The 16685-nt window shown below is 59.0% G+C and carries 17 protein-coding genes; 7 read left to right on the top strand and 10 right to left on the bottom strand.

What is annotated here, in order from left to right:
- The first annotated feature begins 32 nt into the window (after nt 1-32).
- Nucleotides 33-314: a hypothetical protein gene (locus tag BCM02_RS29935; protein WP_148932799.1), complete on the top strand. Its 282-nt coding sequence runs from the start codon at nt 33-35 to the stop codon at nt 312-314.
- A 47-nt stretch (nt 315-361) separates the two neighbouring features.
- Entirely contained in the window at nt 362-556 is a 195-nt protein-coding gene (locus tag BCM02_RS29930) for a cysteine-rich CWC family protein (protein ID WP_148932798.1), read from the top strand.
- Nucleotides 557-956: 400 nt separating this feature from the next.
- On the opposite strand, the gene BCM02_RS29925 is transcribed toward BCM02_RS29930, so the two are convergent.
- Nucleotides 957-2141 (bottom strand): Gfo/Idh/MocA family protein, encoded by a 1185-nt coding sequence (locus BCM02_RS29925; protein WP_148932797.1) that lies wholly within the window; start codon nt 2139-2141, stop codon nt 957-959.
- Between the two features lie 212 nt (nt 2142-2353).
- The gene (locus tag BCM02_RS29920; protein ID WP_187434489.1) at nt 2354-3733 is read right to left on the bottom strand and encodes an MATE family efflux transporter; all 1380 of its coding nucleotides are present in this window, start codon (nt 3731-3733) and stop codon (nt 2354-2356) included.
- 159 nt (nt 3734-3892) lie between these two features.
- Here BCM02_RS29920 and BCM02_RS29915 point away from each other — a divergent pair, with 159 nt between their 5' ends.
- From BCM02_RS29915 to BCM02_RS29905, 3 genes are read left to right on the top strand one after another with little or no spacing between them, the layout of a single operon-like run.
- A complete protein-coding gene (locus BCM02_RS29915) occupies nt 3893-4783 on the top strand; it encodes a helix-turn-helix transcriptional regulator (RefSeq protein ID WP_148932795.1) in 891 nt (296 codons plus the stop codon).
- A 7-nt stretch (nt 4784-4790) separates the two neighbouring features.
- On the top strand, nt 4791-5177 hold the full coding sequence (locus tag BCM02_RS29910) for a cyclic-phosphate processing receiver domain-containing protein (protein ID WP_246183611.1): 387 nt from the start codon (nt 4791-4793) through the stop codon (nt 5175-5177).
- On the top strand, nt 5158-5889 hold the full coding sequence (locus BCM02_RS29905; protein WP_148932794.1) for a class I SAM-dependent methyltransferase: 732 nt from the start codon (nt 5158-5160) through the stop codon (nt 5887-5889). The genes BCM02_RS29910 and BCM02_RS29905 overlap by 20 nt, the downstream gene beginning before the upstream one ends.
- Nucleotides 5890-5962: 73 nt before the next feature.
- Here the strand turns inward: BCM02_RS29905 and BCM02_RS29900 are convergent, their stop codons facing one another.
- The 8 genes from BCM02_RS29900 to BCM02_RS29865 form a co-directional block, all read right to left on the bottom strand.
- Complete coding sequence (locus tag BCM02_RS29900) at nt 5963-6451, bottom strand: hypothetical protein (protein WP_148932793.1); 489 nt, start codon at nt 6449-6451, stop codon at nt 5963-5965.
- Between the two features lie 32 nt (nt 6452-6483).
- A complete protein-coding gene (locus BCM02_RS29895) occupies nt 6484-7479 on the bottom strand; it encodes a phosphotransferase (RefSeq protein ID WP_148932792.1) in 996 nt (331 codons plus the stop codon).
- A gap of 191 nt (nt 7480-7670) precedes the next feature.
- Nucleotides 7671-8555, bottom strand: coding sequence for a DUF3592 domain-containing protein (locus BCM02_RS29890; protein ID WP_148932791.1), 885 nt, complete (start codon nt 8553-8555; stop codon nt 7671-7673).
- Between the two features lie 124 nt (nt 8556-8679).
- Nucleotides 8680-9369, bottom strand: a complete 690-nt coding sequence (locus BCM02_RS29885) for a TerC family protein (RefSeq protein WP_148932790.1) — start codon at nt 9367-9369, stop codon at nt 8680-8682.
- Between the two features lie 123 nt (nt 9370-9492).
- Complete coding sequence (locus BCM02_RS29880) at nt 9493-10914, bottom strand: ABC transporter substrate-binding protein (RefSeq protein ID WP_148932789.1); 1422 nt, start codon at nt 10912-10914, stop codon at nt 9493-9495.
- Between the two features lie 25 nt (nt 10915-10939).
- Nucleotides 10940-12250, bottom strand: a complete 1311-nt coding sequence (locus BCM02_RS29875) for a response regulator (RefSeq protein ID WP_148932873.1) — start codon at nt 12248-12250, stop codon at nt 10940-10942.
- 27 nt (nt 12251-12277) lie between these two features.
- The gene (locus BCM02_RS29870; protein WP_148932788.1) at nt 12278-14035 is read right to left on the bottom strand and encodes a sensor histidine kinase; all 1758 of its coding nucleotides are present in this window, start codon (nt 14033-14035) and stop codon (nt 12278-12280) included.
- 367 nt (nt 14036-14402) lie between these two features.
- Complete coding sequence (locus BCM02_RS29865) at nt 14403-15644, bottom strand: D-alanyl-D-alanine carboxypeptidase family protein (protein ID WP_148932787.1); 1242 nt, start codon at nt 15642-15644, stop codon at nt 14403-14405.
- Between the two features lie 300 nt (nt 15645-15944).
- Between BCM02_RS29865 and BCM02_RS29860 the strand changes: the two genes are divergently transcribed.
- Nucleotides 15945-16208: a DUF4183 domain-containing protein gene (locus tag BCM02_RS29860; protein WP_187434482.1), complete on the top strand. Its 264-nt coding sequence runs from the start codon at nt 15945-15947 to the stop codon at nt 16206-16208.
- 19 nt (nt 16209-16227) lie between these two features.
- On the top strand, nt 16228-16647 hold the full coding sequence (locus BCM02_RS29855; protein ID WP_148932785.1) for a DUF4183 domain-containing protein: 420 nt from the start codon (nt 16228-16230) through the stop codon (nt 16645-16647).
- Nucleotides 16648-16685: the final 38 nt, after the last annotated feature.

The following is a 16685-nucleotide window of genomic DNA, read 5'->3' as shown; positions in this document are numbered from 1 at the left end:
TAACGGTAATGCCACTACCGTATACAGGAGTGATGCGCGTGAGCCGTTTTATTGACGAAGACCGCCGGCCGTATACCGATCTATCCACGGTGGAGTCCCAGCGTAACGACTTGACGTTCGAAGAGTTCCCGGAAGGACCGTACGGCTCCTCCGTCATGTCGGAGCAGCTGGGCAAGAGCAAGCCTTGGCGCGTGGACCAGCGTCCGGCGAACCGGTTCGATTACGAGAACCGCGAGCTGCACAATGGCATGAACCGCGGCTATCCGGGCGATGATGACAACGACACGACGCCCGATGCCCTCGACGAACCTTAAAGCGATGATGCGGCGATAGCGGCCGGCTCCCAAGGAGCTGAGAAGCCATGAATTGCCCGTTATGCGGCCGCGATAGCGACTGCGGGTACGAAGCTGATAAACAACATCCGTCCTGCTGGTGTTTCGCAGAGCACTTTCCGAAAGAGCTGCTGGAGAGGATTCCGGCCGAACTTCGCGGACAGCGATGCATATGCAAGGCATGCTTTGCGAACTATAAATCAAGGACGGAGAACGGAACGTAACCGCCGCCCAAGATTAAAAAAACGAGCGATGATTGATTGGTTTGCGTTCAACGCTGACAGAACAGCCGCAAGGCGCGGCTCAACTCGAGGGCTATGCATTTTCAAATGCCGGCAACCGCCGATTTAGAACAACTCCGGGATCTCCGCTGACGAGATTCCGGGGTTGTTTTGTCGTTTTGTCGGTCGATGTCAATAAGCCACACTGAAATTGTTCGCCGTCTGTCTCTGCAGAGCTGCATGCGCTGGCCTATATTGTGACCGCCTATCCGAAATGGTACTACGACGTCAGCTGCCGGCCGGCCAGATGATCCAGTCATCCAAGCGTAACAAGAGCCGCCCGAAATCACTTCGGGCGGCTCTCTTTGCGTCGGCAGCTGGAACTTTCAATGCCTTCTAAACGTCACAACAGCTCGGACACTTTCACCCATCGGCCTTCTTGGTGGCTGGACAGAATCGCGTCGACGATGCGCATCGACCGGTGACCGTCCTCGAACGTGGCGAACGGCATGGCGTCCGATGCGGGATCGCGTCCTTCCCGGATGAACGTGTAGAACTGCAGCATGTTGTTCTTGAGCGCGTCCGGCCAGCCTTCGTTATGTCCGCCAGGGAGATGAATAGAACCGCGCGCCTCTTCCGCGAATAATGACGGGTCCGCCAGCAAAACCTCATTCGGCTTGTCCCGGTGCCCGATCCACAATTTCTGCGGCTCCTCCTGGTTCCAGAAGGCGGACTGGCGGCTGCCGCTGAGTTCGAAGCTGAGCTTGTTTTTGCGTCCGGCGCTTACCTGGGACACCGTGAAACTGCCTTTGCTCCCGTCTTCGAAGCGGATGAGCACCGACGCCGTATCTTCCGTCTCTACCTCGTAATCCTCGTACGCATCCGTCTCGGAACCGGCGGCGACCTCCGCGGCGGAGGTCTCGAACGTCGTCACTCGCTGCAGCGCCTTGCGGCGAACCGGGATGACGGTCGAGAAATCGGCGCATACCTCGCTGATCCGTTTGCCGCTCACATACTGCACCGTGTCGCACCAGTGCGAGCCGATGTCCGCCACCGCCCGCGTCGCGCCGCCGATCTTGGGATCGAGCCGCCAGCTGTAATCGGTGTCGTACAAGAGCCAGTCCTGCAAATAGCTGCCTTGGATGAGATGAATATCGCCCAATTCGCCTCGTTCGACCATCGCCGACAGTTGCTGCAGGATCGGGAACTGTCTGTAGTTAAAATTGACGCCGTGCACAATGCCGCTCGATCGTGCCAGACGCAGCAGCTCGCCCGATTCCCGGCTGTTCAGCGCGAGCGGTTTCTCCGAGAGAACATGCTTGCCGGCGAGCATGATCGCCCGGTTAATTTCGAAATGCAAATCGTTCGGCGTGCAGTTATGCACCGCCACGATCTCGGGATCGCGCAGGAGCTCCCGGTAATCGCCGTAATAATCCGGAATGCCGAGCTCCGCCGCCTTCTGCTCCGCGCGTTCCTCGCATGATCCCGCAATCGCCTTCACTTCGACGAACCCCAGCCTTCGCACCGCTTCGACATGAGCTGGACCGATGAAGCCTCCGCCGACAATACCGATTTTGATCGTATCCATAGTTACGCCTCCTTATCGCTTTCCGCTCAACCTGTACCTGACTATTACCCAGAAAGCTGTGGACTTGTACCACGGTTACGTCTATCTCTCCTGCGCAGGGGACCTCTCCCTCGGGTCGTTAGCTTTCGTCTGAACGCCAAAAAAACCTCTTGCCGGAACGATGCCGCCTCGAATCGACGCGTATCGAGCAAGAGATTTTCGTAATACCGCGACTACGCCTGAATGGCTCCGCTCGCCGCCGTCCCGCCATCCGCGGGAACGTTCGACTGCCGCGTCATCCATATCCGGCTGCGCCAGCGGCGCCAGGAGAGAAATCCGCGCAAATATTCGTCCGCGATCATGCAGCCGTAGATGCCGACCAGCCCCCAGCCGAGCGAAATGCCGGTAATGTAAGAGCAGCCGGCAGCGATCGCCCACATCGAACCAAGCGAGATAAACATGACGAAGCGGGTATCGCCGACCGCGTTCAGCGCGTTGCCGAGCGCCATGTTGATCATTTTGCCCGGCTGCAGCAGCAGGTTCATTCCGAGCAGCGTGACGCCGATCGCGATGATTTCGGCATCGTCGGTGAATTGGCCCAGCAGCCAGCTGCCCATCAAGTAGATGACGAGCGCGTTGACGGTGACGACCGCAAGGCCGATCCACATCGCGCGGAACGTCGCCTGATAAGCGTCTCTCGTCCGGGATGCGCCGAATAGATGCGCCACTTGGATTTGCAGCGCGAGCGCGAACGAATAGCCCAACATGAAGCAGAACGATTCGAGCGTATTCATATACGTGCGCGCCGCCAGCTCCGCCGCGCCGAGCATCGCGATGAACGTGTAGATGAGCAGCTGCGTGAACACCCAGCAGGACATATTCACGCCGAGCGGCCAGCCGATGCGCATCACCTCTCCGAACAGCTTCCGATCGAAGCGGAGAAACTCGGGCAGCGTGATTTTGCGGCCGAAGGCGTGCAGGAACATGACGAGCAGCACCGCCGACGCGATGACGCGGCTGGCCAACGTGGATACCGCGACGCCGGTCAGACCCCATTGCGGGAAGCCGAGCTCGCCGTAGATGAACCCGTAGTTCATGACGACGTGCACGATGTTGACGCCGATAATGACGTACATCGGTCCTTTCGTATTGCCGGTATTGCGAATTGCCGTGCTGAAGGCCGCCATGACCGCGGTCAACACCATCCCGCCGCCCGCGATGGAGATATACGTATCCGCCAGCGGCATAAGATTATCCGGCATTTGGAGCACGCGCGCGATCGCTTGCGGCCACAAGTACAAGATCGCGCTAATTCCAAGTCCAATCGCACCGCTGACCGTGACCGACATAATCGCGATCGTCCGGGCATCCTCCTCCCGTTTCGCGCCGATCCGCTGGGCGATCAGGATGCCCGCTCCGCTGGCGACCGTAATGAACAACGTCATGAGCGCGTTAAACAACTGGTTCGAGAAACCGACGACCGCCACGGCGTCATCGGATACTTCGCTGACCATCAGCGTATCCACCGTCCCGAGCAGCGTCTGCAAAAACACTTCAATGAAAATCGGCCACGCCAGCGCCCACAGCGTAAATTTCCGATCGATTCCCTTCATCATTCCAACCTCCAGCCTCTTCGTGTCTCTCCCTTGATGACGATCATGAGCGAACTATTCTGAACACATTATACGTGGTATACTGAAGTTCATGTATCAGGATTCGAACGGAAAGTTTCACGATTCCAACCTGAACGCGAAAGTGGTGGAAATGATAGCGTGACCAATGTATTGAACTTTCGCGCGCCGCCGCTGCCGTTTTATATTCTCGGCGGGCTGTCCGACTTCGCGCCGGGCGACCGTCATTTGAGCCGACAGGGCATCGGCGTGTTCGATCTGCTAATCGTCCGCAAAGGCTGCTTGTTCGTAGGCGAGGACGAACGACGGTTTGCTTTGACGCCGGGCAGCGCGCTTCTATTGCGTCCGGACGCTTACCACTACGGCTACGAGGATTGCCGGGAGCGGACCGAGCATTATTGGATCCATTTTCAAACCTCGGGGGAATGGAGCGCCGAGGATGGCGCAGGGACGGATGCGCCGGTTGCGTCCCCGGAAGAAGGCGCGCCGCGCATGCTGCACGCGTTCGATCCGATGCCGTATCGCCTTCAGCTGCCGCAGTTCGCCACGCTTCCCCAGGCGAGCCATATGTACGAGCTGTTGGACCGGCTCATCGCGCTGAACGAAACGTCCTATCTCGGCATTACCCGCTGGCAGATCGACGCGATGTTCCAGCAGGTGCTTCAGCAGCTCGCCGCCACGATCCGCAAGCAAGCGAGTTCGCCGCGCGCCGCCTGCGCGCAGCAAGCCGCCATGTATCTGCGCCGGCATTACAAGGAAGACGTCAAAGCCGAGCAGCTCGGCGAGCAGCTTCGCTTCCATCCGATCTACATCGCCCGCTGCATGCAGGCCGAATTCGGCTGCTCGCCGATCGAATACTTGCTCCGCTACCGAATCGAGCAGGCGAAACTGCTGCTGCTGCGGACGGATTTTACGATCGCGCGGATCGCGGAGGAAGTCGGCTTTCACCAAGCGGCGTACTTCACGTCGCGGTTCACGAAGTATGAGGGGTTGTCGCCGCGGCAGTACCGCCAGCGGTTCTTGAAGGAGTGAGGCGGAGATGGAGAAGAATGCGATTCATTTGTATCTGGACGACTTGCGAGATTGTCCGTCCGGCTTCGTGCTTGCTCGATCGGTGGAAGAAGCTATACGCTTTTTCCAATCGTACGACGTAGGCATTTTGTCGCTGGATCACGACTTAGGTGAGGATGAGCGCGGGAACGAACTGCCGAGCGGCTACGATTTCGTGAAGTATTTTTGCGAACATAGTCTGCACGCGCGCCGAATTTATTTGCACACGGATAATCCCGTCGACCGATTGAATATGTACGAGACGCTGCTTGCCGCGCAGCGGAGCGGGTTCATTGATCCGATACTCTGGACCAGTAAAAGACTAGGATTGACCGCCAGAAGGAGGCTAGCTTACTATGAAACAAAACAAATATGACGAAGATGGCTTTTTCGCCAACTACAGTCAAATGCCCCGTTCGATTGGCGGGCTGGATGCAGCTGGCGAATGGCGCGAATTTCGCGCGATGCTCCCGGAACTAACCGGCAAACGCGTACTGGACCTCGGATGCGGCTTCGGCTGGCACTGCCGGTACGCGCGCGAGCACGGAGCAAGCTCGGTCGTCGGCGTCGATATATCCGCCAACATGCTGGAGCGTGCCCGGGCGATGACGATTGATCCGGCCATCGAATACCGGCAGCTCGCGATGGAGGATATCGATTTTGCCGATGGCGAGTTCGACGTTGTTCTGAGCTCGCTCGCCTTTCACTATATTGAGGACTTCGCGGACATTTGCCGCCGCGCCTATCGTTATCTCGCGCCAGGCGGCGCGTTCGTCTTCTCCGTCGAGCATCCGGTGTTCACCGCTCGCGCGGCGCAGGACTGGCATTACGGGGCAGATGGCGAGCGGCTCCATTGGCCGCTGGACGACTACCACGAGGAAGGCGCGCGTCAGGCGCGGTTCCTGGACAACGACGTCGTCAAATATCATCGGACCGTGTCCACGCAGCTGAACGCGCTGCTCGCGGCGGGCTTCGCGATCACGGAGCTGTCCGAGCTGCCGCCGACGCCGGAGCTGCTCGCCGCATGGAAGGACGAATTCCGCCGGCCGATGTTCCTGCTGGTCGCGTCGCGGAAGCCGGTGGAATAGCGGACGCAACGAAAGGGAGGAAGCCTGGGCGCGTCCTCCCTTTTTGACGTAAATATTTAGTCCTAACCGTACATCAAAGATCATCGTGCCCGCAGACAATCCGATTCCACGCATCAAGTTCAGGAATCTCGCCTCGCTCTACCCCCGATGGCGTGATGGCGCATACTTGTCCGGGCTTCTTTCCCTTTCTCAGCGTAATAATCGCATCCGTCTCCACCATCTTCGCCTTGGTCTCGAACGTGAGCTCCGCATGGACCACGCAGACGCAACCGTCGTCGAACTCCGCTCTGACGTGGCCGTAATCCGCTAACTTGAACGCCTCTCGCTCGTGGAGAAGTCGCAATCCTTCTCCATCCAAGGGTTCGCCGTAATGCGTGACCGCCTGCCGGAATTCCTCTTGCTTCAGCTCGTGCAGGAAGGCGGACGTATGCCGCACCGCTTGCACCTTTTGATAGGCTGCATGTCCATAATACACGGCGAACAATAGCACCCACAGCGCCAATGCCGCCGCGCAAGGCAGCCAAACGAGCCGCCAGATCGCGATGCCGACCGACTTCTTCACCGTTCAATCCTTCTTTCTCGTTAGACCTAAACCTACAACGCCGCCTCCGCCACCAGTCCCGCTTCCTTAAACTCCTTCACAAAGCTCTCCAGCCACTCGTCGCCGTAATCGAGCGCGCCCATATCGGACGGGATAAACATGACGTCCAAGCTCATGACCCAGAACCGCCGCGCCAGGACGAACAGTTCGACCGCTTCCTCATCACGCTTATCAAAAGCCCGTACCGAGCGGTAGCCGGCGAGTACCTGAGCCCACAGCTTGTCCTTCGTCTCCGGCGATTGCCGCTTCCTCGCGCGCACTTGCGCCAAGTCGTACGCCCGCCAACCGGGCGCTGCCCACTCGAAATCATAATGCGTATAGCAGCCGCCGGACTCGAACGCGTTGTTGTTGCCGTGCATGTCCCCGTGACAGATGCCGAAATCCAAACCGTCCGTAACCGCCGTTTCGATCCGCGAGACAAGCGCCTCGGCATAAGCCCGCAAATATGGCGCGATTGCGTGGCGCTCGCCGATATAACCCACTATTCGCTCAAGCGACGACTCCACGAGAAAACCAACGTCAAGCGGTCGCCTTGGCATAACGGGCGCCACGCGATCCATCGCCGCGTGAAGTTCTGCCGCCGAACGGCCGAAAGCAAAGCACGCGGCTTCGTCGGCAAGCGCGTTCTCGGCTCCTTCCAAGAACGGGAACAGCACGGCAATCCTTTCGCCCTCCGGCGCCTCGAGCACCGCATGGAAGCTCCGGTCCCGTCTTGCGGTCGGCGCGGCCACCCGCGTATCGCTATTGGCCAGCTCATCGGTCAAACCATTCAACAGTTCTATCTCATAGCGCACGTCAGCTTCGCCAACCTCGGGTCGATACAGCCGCAGCACATACGCTCCTCGCTCCGTCCGGACGCGGTACGTATCATTAAGGCCCCGCAGCCACAATATGCATTCTTGCCAGATTCCCAAGTCATAGTCCGCTTGCAGGCATGCCTGCAAACTGACCGGATCGATCACGGAACGGATCGCGCGAAGTTTCGCCATGTTCATGCTCCTTCGATTCAAATCGATTTTCAAAAACATTCCAGATATCCCTTATTCCAACACCAATTAGACGTCAGCGACAGCCGGAAGTTGCGATTGCTCCGCGGAAAATAAAAAAACCGCCGATAATTCGGCGGACGAATTCCTGTATTATAACCCACGTTACTCTTGAGTCGCCTCAGCCGTCCATGTCACCAAAACGGCCTGGCTTGAAACATCAAAGTCGCATATAAGCAAGAAGCGATCAAACCGAACAGCAACATGCCGAAAAAGCAAGCGAACGCCATCGTCGAACTATCGACCTCCGTCCGTACCCGATCCGCTTCAATTCTCGTCATGCCGGGCAAAGCGTGCAAGAATACTCCCCTTGATGGCCGCCTGTGATCGTATGCAATTATCACGGCATGCTCACCTTCGTACCGAGCCGAATCGCTCGTTCGTACGGTTAGTTCGAATGCCTCTCCGCTCCTTGTCGAATACCTGTAAGTCAGAGAATAAACAGGAGATTCATTAACCTCTACGTTCGTGCGCGTCTTCGATACTAACGATCCGTGCGCAAGCGCCCCCCGCGACAGCAGTGATGCCTTGCGGCACGAATGTCCCAGCCGGACTAACGCCAGAGTTCCTCCCGAAAGCGGTATAAGCAATAATCCAAGCCAACTCGGCGGCAAAGGCCGCGCGAGACTGCCCCTGATCTTGGCTGCTTCGTCATGACCTACGGGAAGCACGATCTGCACGCCGTCCCCGCGTCGCAGCTGCTCCTCTTTCACATACGATGTCCCCTCTAATCGCTTACCCGTTTCTAGGACGGTGTACCATTTCGTTGCATAAACCGCTTTTTTATTCCGCTTGTTCCCCATGTAGTGAGACACGTTCACATCTAACACAAACCCTTTGACCTCTACCGTTTCACGATCCGCGCGAATGAAGGTCATATCCGTATTCGGCATAAGCAGCGCATTCAAAATCAACCCGCCGATCAGAAGCGTCCATCCTGTCCAATTCAGCAAACCGCCGAATAGCAGGTTGATCCATGTTCCCGCCGAAAGCTTTCTTTTTGGCGGCTTGTCGTCCATTGCGGTCGCCCCGTTCCTTATCTCTACTTGTCCTCGCTATCGTCACATGCTGCCCGCTTCCGTGTCAATGATCGCTTCCTAATAAAAAAAACCGCTGCATCAAGCAGCGGCTTGTCCAACCTATTTAACGCTCCCCCGTCACCGGCTCCCCATCCTCCCGGTCCTTGCGTCCGCCGAGCTTGCCGGTCAGCACGACGAATACCGCCAGCGCGATCGGCAGCGCGTAGTGGATATGCGGCACCCACGATTCGAGGTGCTCGCCGACGATGCGGTCGCTTAGAATCATCTCGCCGGCGGTGTAGCCGAGCAGCGCCGCGCCGAGGATGACGATGATCGGGAACCGCTTCATCAGCCCCATCAGCAGCTGGCTCGCCCAGACGATCAGCGGAATCGAGATCGCCAGACCGATAATGACGAGCAGCAGATTGCCGTTCGCCGCGCCGGCGACGGCCAGCACGTTGTCGAGGCTCATGACGAGGTCGGCGACGACGATCGTCTTGATCGCGTCCTTCATGTTCGAGCTGGAAGCGACGTTCTCTTCGCCCTCGTCGCCGCGCAGCAGCTTGATCGCGATGAACAGCAGCAGGATGCTGCCGACCACCTGCACGAGCGGCACCTCCATCAACCAGACCGCGACGAACGTCAGCACGACGCGCAGCAGCACCGCGCCCATGCTGCCCCAGAAAATCGCCTTCTTCTGCTGCTCCGCCGGCAGATTGCGGCACGCGAGCGCAATGACGACGGCGTTATCGCCGCTCAAGACGATATTGATCAGAATCAGTTCCAGCAAGCCTACCCACAATTGCCCGTCCATCCCAACCTTCACTCCTTCTGTTCCAGTCTTCGCCAATTTGCCCGGATGGCATACCGTCCGGATGGCAAGGAAGGGCGCGAGCCGCCGAATAGATCGGAAGCGCGCGCCCTCATCTACAAACCGCTACGGACTGCCCGGCACGTTCACCCGGTCGAAATATAAGCTCTGCACCGTCTTCGCCGTCTCTTGCAGCAGCTGGTTCAGATTCGCTTCGGGATCGGCGAATACCGCCTGCACCATCGACGTGACCGCCCCGTAATATTGCTGCGTGTTGTACTGGACTTCGACTTTGCCGTCGAACAGCCGCGACGCTTCGTCGTCGTACGCATACACGTTGGCATGGCGCTCATAGATGGATTTTACCCGCCGCCCGTATTCGGAATCATCCTTATAGTACGGAATGAAAGGCGCAATGTAAAATTGACCATCCTGCTCGCGCTTGGCGATCTCGGCATCCAGCGCCTCCAAACTCTGCTCCGTAAACATGTCGAACGTGGCGTAACGGAACGCCGTCTCCTGCTCCTCCGGGGTCGCGTTCGGATTGATGACGAGATAGTCGCCGCCGAGGATGCCCGTATGCTTCCCGCCCGGCTTCTCGGACGGCATCGGGTAGAACAGCACGTCCTCCGGCGGCATGCCCCACTGGTTGAGCGCCTGGATGATCGGGCTGTCCGGGCCGGAGATGATCATCGCCGTCTTGCCCTGGACGAACATGCTGATCGCGTCGTTCCAGCCGACCGCCCAATCCTTCGGGATCGCCCGCGCATCCCAGGCCAGCTTCCGGTACAGCTCTAGGGCGCGCAGTCCGGCTTCCCCATGGAAAGCCGCACGCACCTTGCCGCCGTCGACGGTCAGGATGTCGCCGCCCGCTTCGAACAGGAAATTCGTCCAGTTCCAGCCCGCTTCGTTGCCTTTGCCCATCGGCGCGATGCCCGATATGCCCTTCAATGGGTTCGACGCCGCTCCCGCGACGGCGAGCAGGTCGTCCCACGTCCAATCGTAAGAAGGCGGCTGCACGCCCCGATCCTCCAATAGCTTTTTGTTGATGATGACGCCGGTCACGTAACCCCGTTCCGCCAGGCCATATACGCGGCCCGCGATCCGAAATTGATCTTGCAGCAGCGGGTTGATTTGTTCCTTGTGCGGGTATGCCTCGTACAGCTCGGTGATATCCGCCGCCCACCCGCGCTCGGCGAGATAACGTCCCTCCGAGGCGAACGTGTTGAACAGCGTCGGCGCTTCGCCGGACGCCATCTTGATGCCGATCTCGTTCGGACTGTACTGCCAGTTGCTCTTGATAATGTCGACGTACGGGTACCGCGCCGTGAACCGGCGGATCTTATCGTCCTCGTGCGCCCGGTTCTCAGGCAAATCCGGGGTCGGATAGTAGATGCTGATGGTGATCCGTTCGCGGGCGGGATCCGAAGCGGCCGCTCTGCCGCCTTCCGGCGCCGCTTGACCCGAATCCCCGCCGCTTGCGCCGATGCAGCCTGCGGTTCCGACGGCCATGCACAGCGCGATTAACGCGGTCGCGATTTTGCGCATCGGTTGCCCCTCCTTGCTCCTGACGTTATTTCTTCAGCTCGCTCGGGCTGATGCCATAATATTTCTTGAATATTTTGCCGAAATGCTCCGGCGAATCGTAACCGACCCGCTCCGCGATTTCGTAGCGCCGCAGTCTGGTCTCCAGCAGAAGCCGCCGCCCTTCCTCCATGCGCAGCTTCGTTACGTATTCCCACAGGTTCGTGCCGGTGCTCTTCTTGAACAAATAGCTCAAATAGTTCGGGCTGACGTACGTCCCTTGCGCAACCTCGTGCAGGCTAAGCCCCTTCTGGCTGTAATGCTTGTGGATATATTGCACGGCGAGTTCGACCGTCATGTTGTTCTGCGCCGCCAGCTCCTCTTCGGTCGGCTCCTGCGACGACTGGCTCCACTTGAAGTCCCCGTAATAGAACACCTCGTGGTCGGGCAGTTCCTGATGCCACCGGGCCGCCTTCCGCGCTTGTTCATACAACTCCGGCACGAACGCCTCTCCGCGCAGGATCTGGCTGATGCCGACGATACTGTCCAATTTCAATACCCGCTTGATCGTAAAATGCAAGCTTCGCCCCGTCATGTCGATGCCGTTGATCTTGTTCGGCCCAAGCGCGGCGTACTGCGCTTCATCCCACTGAAGCAGCAGCCCGATGCTCGCCGGACCCATATAGAATCCTAGCGCCGCGCAGCCTTGGCCCGTCAGCTCGCCCGCGATATTCAGCGCCGCGTACCGCAGCAAACTCCGGTCCCGCTCCCCGAGATCGTCCGATAGCCGCAGCTCGGCGGTGATCACGGCGAAATACGGCCCCCGCAGCTCGATGCCGTACTGCAGCGCCAGCTGCTCTCTCGATTCCGGGAATCGCTCCCCGGCCATGAGCTCGCGCAACAGCGCCATCCGTTCCTCGAGCGGCGATTCCATCCGGAAGTCCTCCTGCACGTTGGGGGAGTAGACCGCATCCGGACGATCCGACTTGCCGGTCTGCAGCAGCACGTCCCTCACCGTATCCATGACCTGCGCGCCGCTCAGCGGTTTGATCAAATAGTCCTTCGCCCCAAGGCGCATGGCCGTCTGCGCATATTGGAACGTCTCGTGCGCCGAGATGACGATCGTCTGTACCCAAGGCTTGATGAGCTTTGCCTGCTGCATGAGTTCCAGGCCGCTCATCGTGCCCATTTGGATATCCGTGATGAGCAGATCGATATCTTCCATCCGCAAATAATCGAGCGCCTCGTATGCGTTATGCGCCATATAGATTTGGCCGATGCCGAGGCCCGCGCCAACCAGCAAATTGCTGATGCCCATGCAGATGAGCGGCTCGTCATCGACGATCAGGATATTGTGCATCTCTCTCACTCCGTTCTTCCCGCATGCCTATTCTGAACCCGACTGCCCCTGCTCCTCGGCCCGGATCGGCATCACGATCGTGACGACCGTGCCGCCGCCTTCCTTCGGCCCGTAGGCGAGACCGTATTCGCTCCCGAAATGAAGCCGGATGCGCTGGTGGATGTTGCGAATGCCGTACCCGAGCGACGGGTTCGGTCGTTCCTCGCGCAGCAGCCGGTCGATGGACGCGAAATCGACCTCCTTGTAGCCATTATCCTCCACGCGCAGCACGACCTCGTCTCCCCGGCGTTCGCCTTGGATGCGGATGACGCCGTCGTCCTCCATATTGCGTACGCCGTGGATCATCGCGTTCTCGAGCAGTGGCTGGAGCGTGATTTTCGGAATCAAGAACGGCTCGATGTCCGCACCCACGTCCCATTCCACGCGAAATCCGTACCGGTAGCGCTTCTCTTGCAGCCCGATGTACGCGGCGGCGTGCTCGAGCTCCTCTTTGATCGTAATGAGCTCACGGCCGCGGCTCAAGCTGATCTTCATCAGACGCGACAGCTCCTTGATCATCTCCGCCGACTCGGAATTGCCTTCGAGCGAACTCTTCCAATAGATACTCTCCAGCGTGTTGTACAGCAGATGCGGATTGATCTGGTGGTACAAAATTTGAAGCTGCGCTTCTTTCTCCCGGATCTGCATCTGGTAGCGGTCTTCGATCAGCGTATTCAGCCTGCCCGCCATGTCGTACACCGACGAGACGACGACGCCGACCTCGTCCTTGCGGCGCTTGCCCGCGGCGTCCGGCAGCTTCCGTCCCGGTTCGTACGAACGCACGAAGACGGCCAGCCGCTGCAGCGGGGTCATGAGCGAGCGCCAGAAGTAGATCATCATGACGAGCGCGACCGCGGTATAGACGATCGAGATGAACTGGATGACGTGCTTCAGCTCGTTCTGCTTCTGCAGAAGCGAAGCGATCGGAATTTGGTACACGAGTTTCTGCTGCAAGCCGGCGTTGTAGCTCATGACGTGCAGGAATCCCGACGCGATGAAATCCGTCCTTCCCGTCCCCGCGAGCTCCGCGTCGCCCATCTCCGGGAGCGATAGCCGATCGCCGGTCTGCCGGTTCGCCGCCGCGAGAATCCGGTTATGCCAATCGGTCAAGTAGATGCCGCCGTCCGGCAGGCTGACCGAACGGAGCGACTCCGATATTTTCTCGTCCATATTCGTCGTGACGAGCACGCCGATTACGCCGGTGCCAAGCGAAATGTTCGTCACGGAACGGATATAGGCGAGCGTCGTCTTGTTCGGCAGCGTCCCAAGGTCGTCGATAATGGCGAGATACCCAGCCCCGCGTTTGCGCACCGCCTCGTCGAACCAGAGCGGTTTGCTGTCGTCCGAGAAGAAGTAGACGCCCGCTTTCTTGATCTGCGGATCGTAAGGGGCGAAAGAGTAGTCGTCGTTCGGGTCATAGACGTACAGCGAGTAGTAGACCGCCTCTCCGCCTTTGACGCCGACCGAATAGCTTGCCAGAAATTTGTCCATCTCCGCGAACTTCCGCACCCGCTGGTAAACGGTTTCATTTGCGCGCGGCACGAGCGATTGGGTGATCGGGTTCTGGATGACCGTCGTCGTCACCTTGTTGACGGTATCGATGTCCCGGTTGATCAAGTCGAGATTTTGTTTGTTCAGCTCCAAATACGCGTTCGTCACATGCCCTTTCAGAATCTGCTCCGCCTTGCCGTTCCCATAGAAATTGAGCAGCAGAATCGGAATGACCATGACGGCAAAGAGCAGCATCACCTGCTGCTTGACGTTGAGCTGGGTGATCGGGTTCGTCAGTCCGATTTTCAGCTTAGCTCCCCTCCGGCCCCTTGGCTTCGTCTGTCTCTATATTAAAGTAGGGACTGTCCTCTTGAGAAGACAGCCTGGCATATTCTCTGCCTGTTCGCTCCGGTACGCGGCCGATTCCATCTACCCTCGAATTATAGTGAGGGACGTGCGGCTTGGCGATGTGCATCGTTACGAAGATGATGTCGTTTGTTACGAAGTTTAGTAGCGTGAAACTAATAATCGCTTGCATGCCTAAAAAGGCGTCTCAACCGGTCGGTTGAGACGCCTTGTTCCCGATACGCGATTAGCCGAGGCGAACACGGATATCGCGGCGCTATGCCCCCCGCATCGCGCGCTTGCGCAGCTTCATATACGCGATCGCGCCGAGCATGATATTCATGAGCAGCCAGGCGCCGGCAATCGGCAGCTCCCAGCCCGATGCGGCGACAGCCTTCTCTTCCTCGATGTCTTCGGCCGCTCCGGCGGCCTCGCTTCCCGCCTCAACCGCCTGCGCGCTCTCCGCAGGGGGCGTCTGCAGCGTCAGCATGCCGGCCGTCCACGTGCGCGAAGGGGTGCTCATCGTGACCGAACCTAGCGCGTCGACCTGCATGTCGGCGATTTCATGCTTCGGCGCCGCTGTCCACAGCTCCTCCTCGGCGACGAACATTCGAGGCGACTCCCCTTCCGCGCCCGTGCCGTATTTGTACGTTTCGCCCGCCGCGAAAAGCTGCCTCGGCTCGAATGCCGCGAACCCGTAATCCAGCAGCTTCGTCATTTCGGCGTAAATCGCTTTGTTCGTGCTCGCCTTAAGGATGACGCCGATCAGCTCCATGCCGCCGCGCTGCGCCGCGATGACGAGCGTGTTGCCCGCCGCCTGCGTGTAGCCGTTCTTGACGCCGAGCGTGCCTTCGTACGTCGTGAGCAGCTTGTTGTGGTTGTCGAGCTGGGACTGCCATTCCTTGCCGTTCCACGGCATTTTGTCCGTCGCGACGATCTCCCGGAACCGCTCGTTGCGCATGGCATATTGGGCGATCTTGGCCATGTCCGAGGCTGTCGTATAGTGCGCCGGGTCGGGCAAGCCGTGCGGATTCGTGAACTGCGTGTCGAATACCCCGACCGTCTCCTTCGCAAACGCATTCATTTTGTCGGCGAACAGCGCCTTCGAACCGGAAATATGCTCGGCGATCGCGGTCGCCGCATCGTTGCCGGAATTGAGCATGAGCGCGTAAACGAGATTGCCGAGCGTGACCTGCTCGCCTTCGGCCAAATAGACGCGGGTGCCGTCCTCGTAACGCGCTTCCTTGGAGACCGTGACGATCTCTTCCGGATCAGCCGATTCGAGCGCGATGATGCCGGTGACGATCTTCGTAATGCTGGCTGGATAGAGGCGCTCCGTCGCGTTCTTCCCGAACAGGACGGCGCCAGAACGGGCGTCGATCAGAATCGCCGCCTCCGACTGGAGCTCCGGCGGCTGCGGGATACTCTCTTCGGCTCGCAGACCGCGGGGCAGACTCGTTCCTAGAAGCATAATCATGATGCAAATACAGAGGCAGCGAAGCAAGACGATCGTCCTCATCCCTTTCTATCGCCGGAATATAGTCGCTCTTGGGAGCGAGATGGTGGGAGTGCCCTTTAAGTTAAAGATAGCATCCCGACCGGATCTCCAACAATAGAAAAGTGTAGGCTAGATCACATTTTTGGTCATTCGCACCGCGGTCAAACGGCTACGCGGGCACGAGCGCAAACGCATATTCTGTAAAGGAATCCCATTTTCGGCCAAGAAGGTGACGACCAGGTGAGCATCCGGCAATCGCCCCGTAAACGAGCTTCCCGGCAGACGAAGCGCAAATCAACCCGCGGCAGGACGCGCCGTCTTTTGCAAACCAAAGTATACCTCTTCTACGCCATCGCGGACGGCGCCAAACGGGAGTATCGCGACGAAGACGGCGTGGACGGCTACGGGCGGACCAATCGCATTCCGAACCCGCGCGACATGTCGCTGATCCAGACGTTCGTGAACGCGGTGCTGCAGCCGGCCAACATGTACCGGATCCGCGCGGGCTCGATTCGCTTCTTGTCGGAGGATATCCCGCAGAAGGGCGTGCCGATCATCGTCCAGTCGATCCGGATTATGGCCTGAACGAAAGGGGGTGAATGTTATGCCAGCTTCGCTCATCAAATTGTTCATCGCGGCCAGCGCGACCGCGCCCGTCGCCTCGGGCGGCGCGGTGACGACCAGCGTCCTGCCGGCCGTCTTCCGGTTCGTCGCGACGGTGACCGCGCCGATGATCGCCGGGGGCGTGACGACGATACCGGCCGCCGGTTTCGTCAACGACAACGGCGATGCGATCACCGACTTGCCCGCGCCGCCCGTCAACGGCTACTTGAACGTCTACGTCAACGGCATGATGCAGGAAGCGAACCTCTCTTCGCTGACGACCGCTTCGCTCGTCATCAACACGATCGACATCCCCGTAGGCGCGCCTGTCGTCTTGGAAGTCGCGGACTTCTCGAACACGACGTCGACGATTACGACGCCGCCGGTCATTTCGGTGCCGGATATCGACATTATCGTGTAAGGGACTAGCTGGTTTTCGCGGCAAAGGTAAGGCGGAAC

Source organism: Paenibacillus methanolicus (assembly GCF_008124765.1).
GTDB classification, from domain to species: domain Bacteria; phylum Bacillota; class Bacilli; order Paenibacillales; family Paenibacillaceae; genus Paenibacillus_Z; species Paenibacillus_Z methanolicus.
Note: the sequence above shows the minus strand (reverse complement) of the source record. Positions and strands in the feature narration are given on the sequence as shown.

Coding starts and splice junctions, on each gene's coding strand:
- BCM02_RS29935 (WP_148932799.1), top strand. CDS start 33: ATGCGCGTGAGCCGTTTTATTGACGAAGACCGCCGGCCGTATACCGAT.
- BCM02_RS29930 (WP_148932798.1), top strand. CDS start 362: ATGAATTGCCCGTTATGCGGCCGCGATAGCGACTGCGGGTACGAAGCT.
- BCM02_RS29925 (WP_148932797.1), bottom strand. CDS start 2,141: ATGGATACGATCAAAATCGGTATTGTCGGCGGAGGCTTCATCGGTCCA.
- BCM02_RS29920 (WP_187434489.1), bottom strand. CDS start 3,733: ATGAAGGGAATCGATCGGAAATTTACGCTGTGGGCGCTGGCGTGGCCG.
- BCM02_RS29910 (WP_246183611.1), top strand. CDS start 4,791: ATGGAGAAGAATGCGATTCATTTGTATCTGGACGACTTGCGAGATTGT.
- BCM02_RS29905 (WP_148932794.1), top strand. CDS start 5,158: ATGAAACAAAACAAATATGACGAAGATGGCTTTTTCGCCAACTACAGT.
- BCM02_RS29895 (WP_148932792.1), bottom strand. CDS start 7,479: ATGGCGAAACTTCGCGCGATCCGTTCCGTGATCGATCCGGTCAGTTTG.
- BCM02_RS29890 (WP_148932791.1), bottom strand. CDS start 8,555: ATGGACGACAAGCCGCCAAAAAGAAAGCTTTCGGCGGGAACATGGATC.
- BCM02_RS29885 (WP_148932790.1), bottom strand. CDS start 9,369: ATGGACGGGCAATTGTGGGTAGGCTTGCTGGAACTGATTCTGATCAAT.
- BCM02_RS29880 (WP_148932789.1), bottom strand. CDS start 10,914: ATGCGCAAAATCGCGACCGCGTTAATCGCGCTGTGCATGGCCGTCGGA.
- BCM02_RS29875 (WP_148932873.1), bottom strand. CDS start 12,250: ATGCACAATATCCTGATCGTCGATGACGAGCCGCTCATCTGCATGGGC.
- BCM02_RS29870 (WP_148932788.1), bottom strand. CDS start 14,035: ATGCTGCTCTTTGCCGTCATGGTCATTCCGATTCTGCTGCTCAATTTC.
- BCM02_RS29865 (WP_148932787.1), bottom strand. CDS start 15,644: ATGAGGACGATCGTCTTGCTTCGCTGCCTCTGTATTTGCATCATGATT.
- BCM02_RS29855 (WP_148932785.1), top strand. CDS start 16,228: ATGCCAGCTTCGCTCATCAAATTGTTCATCGCGGCCAGCGCGACCGCG.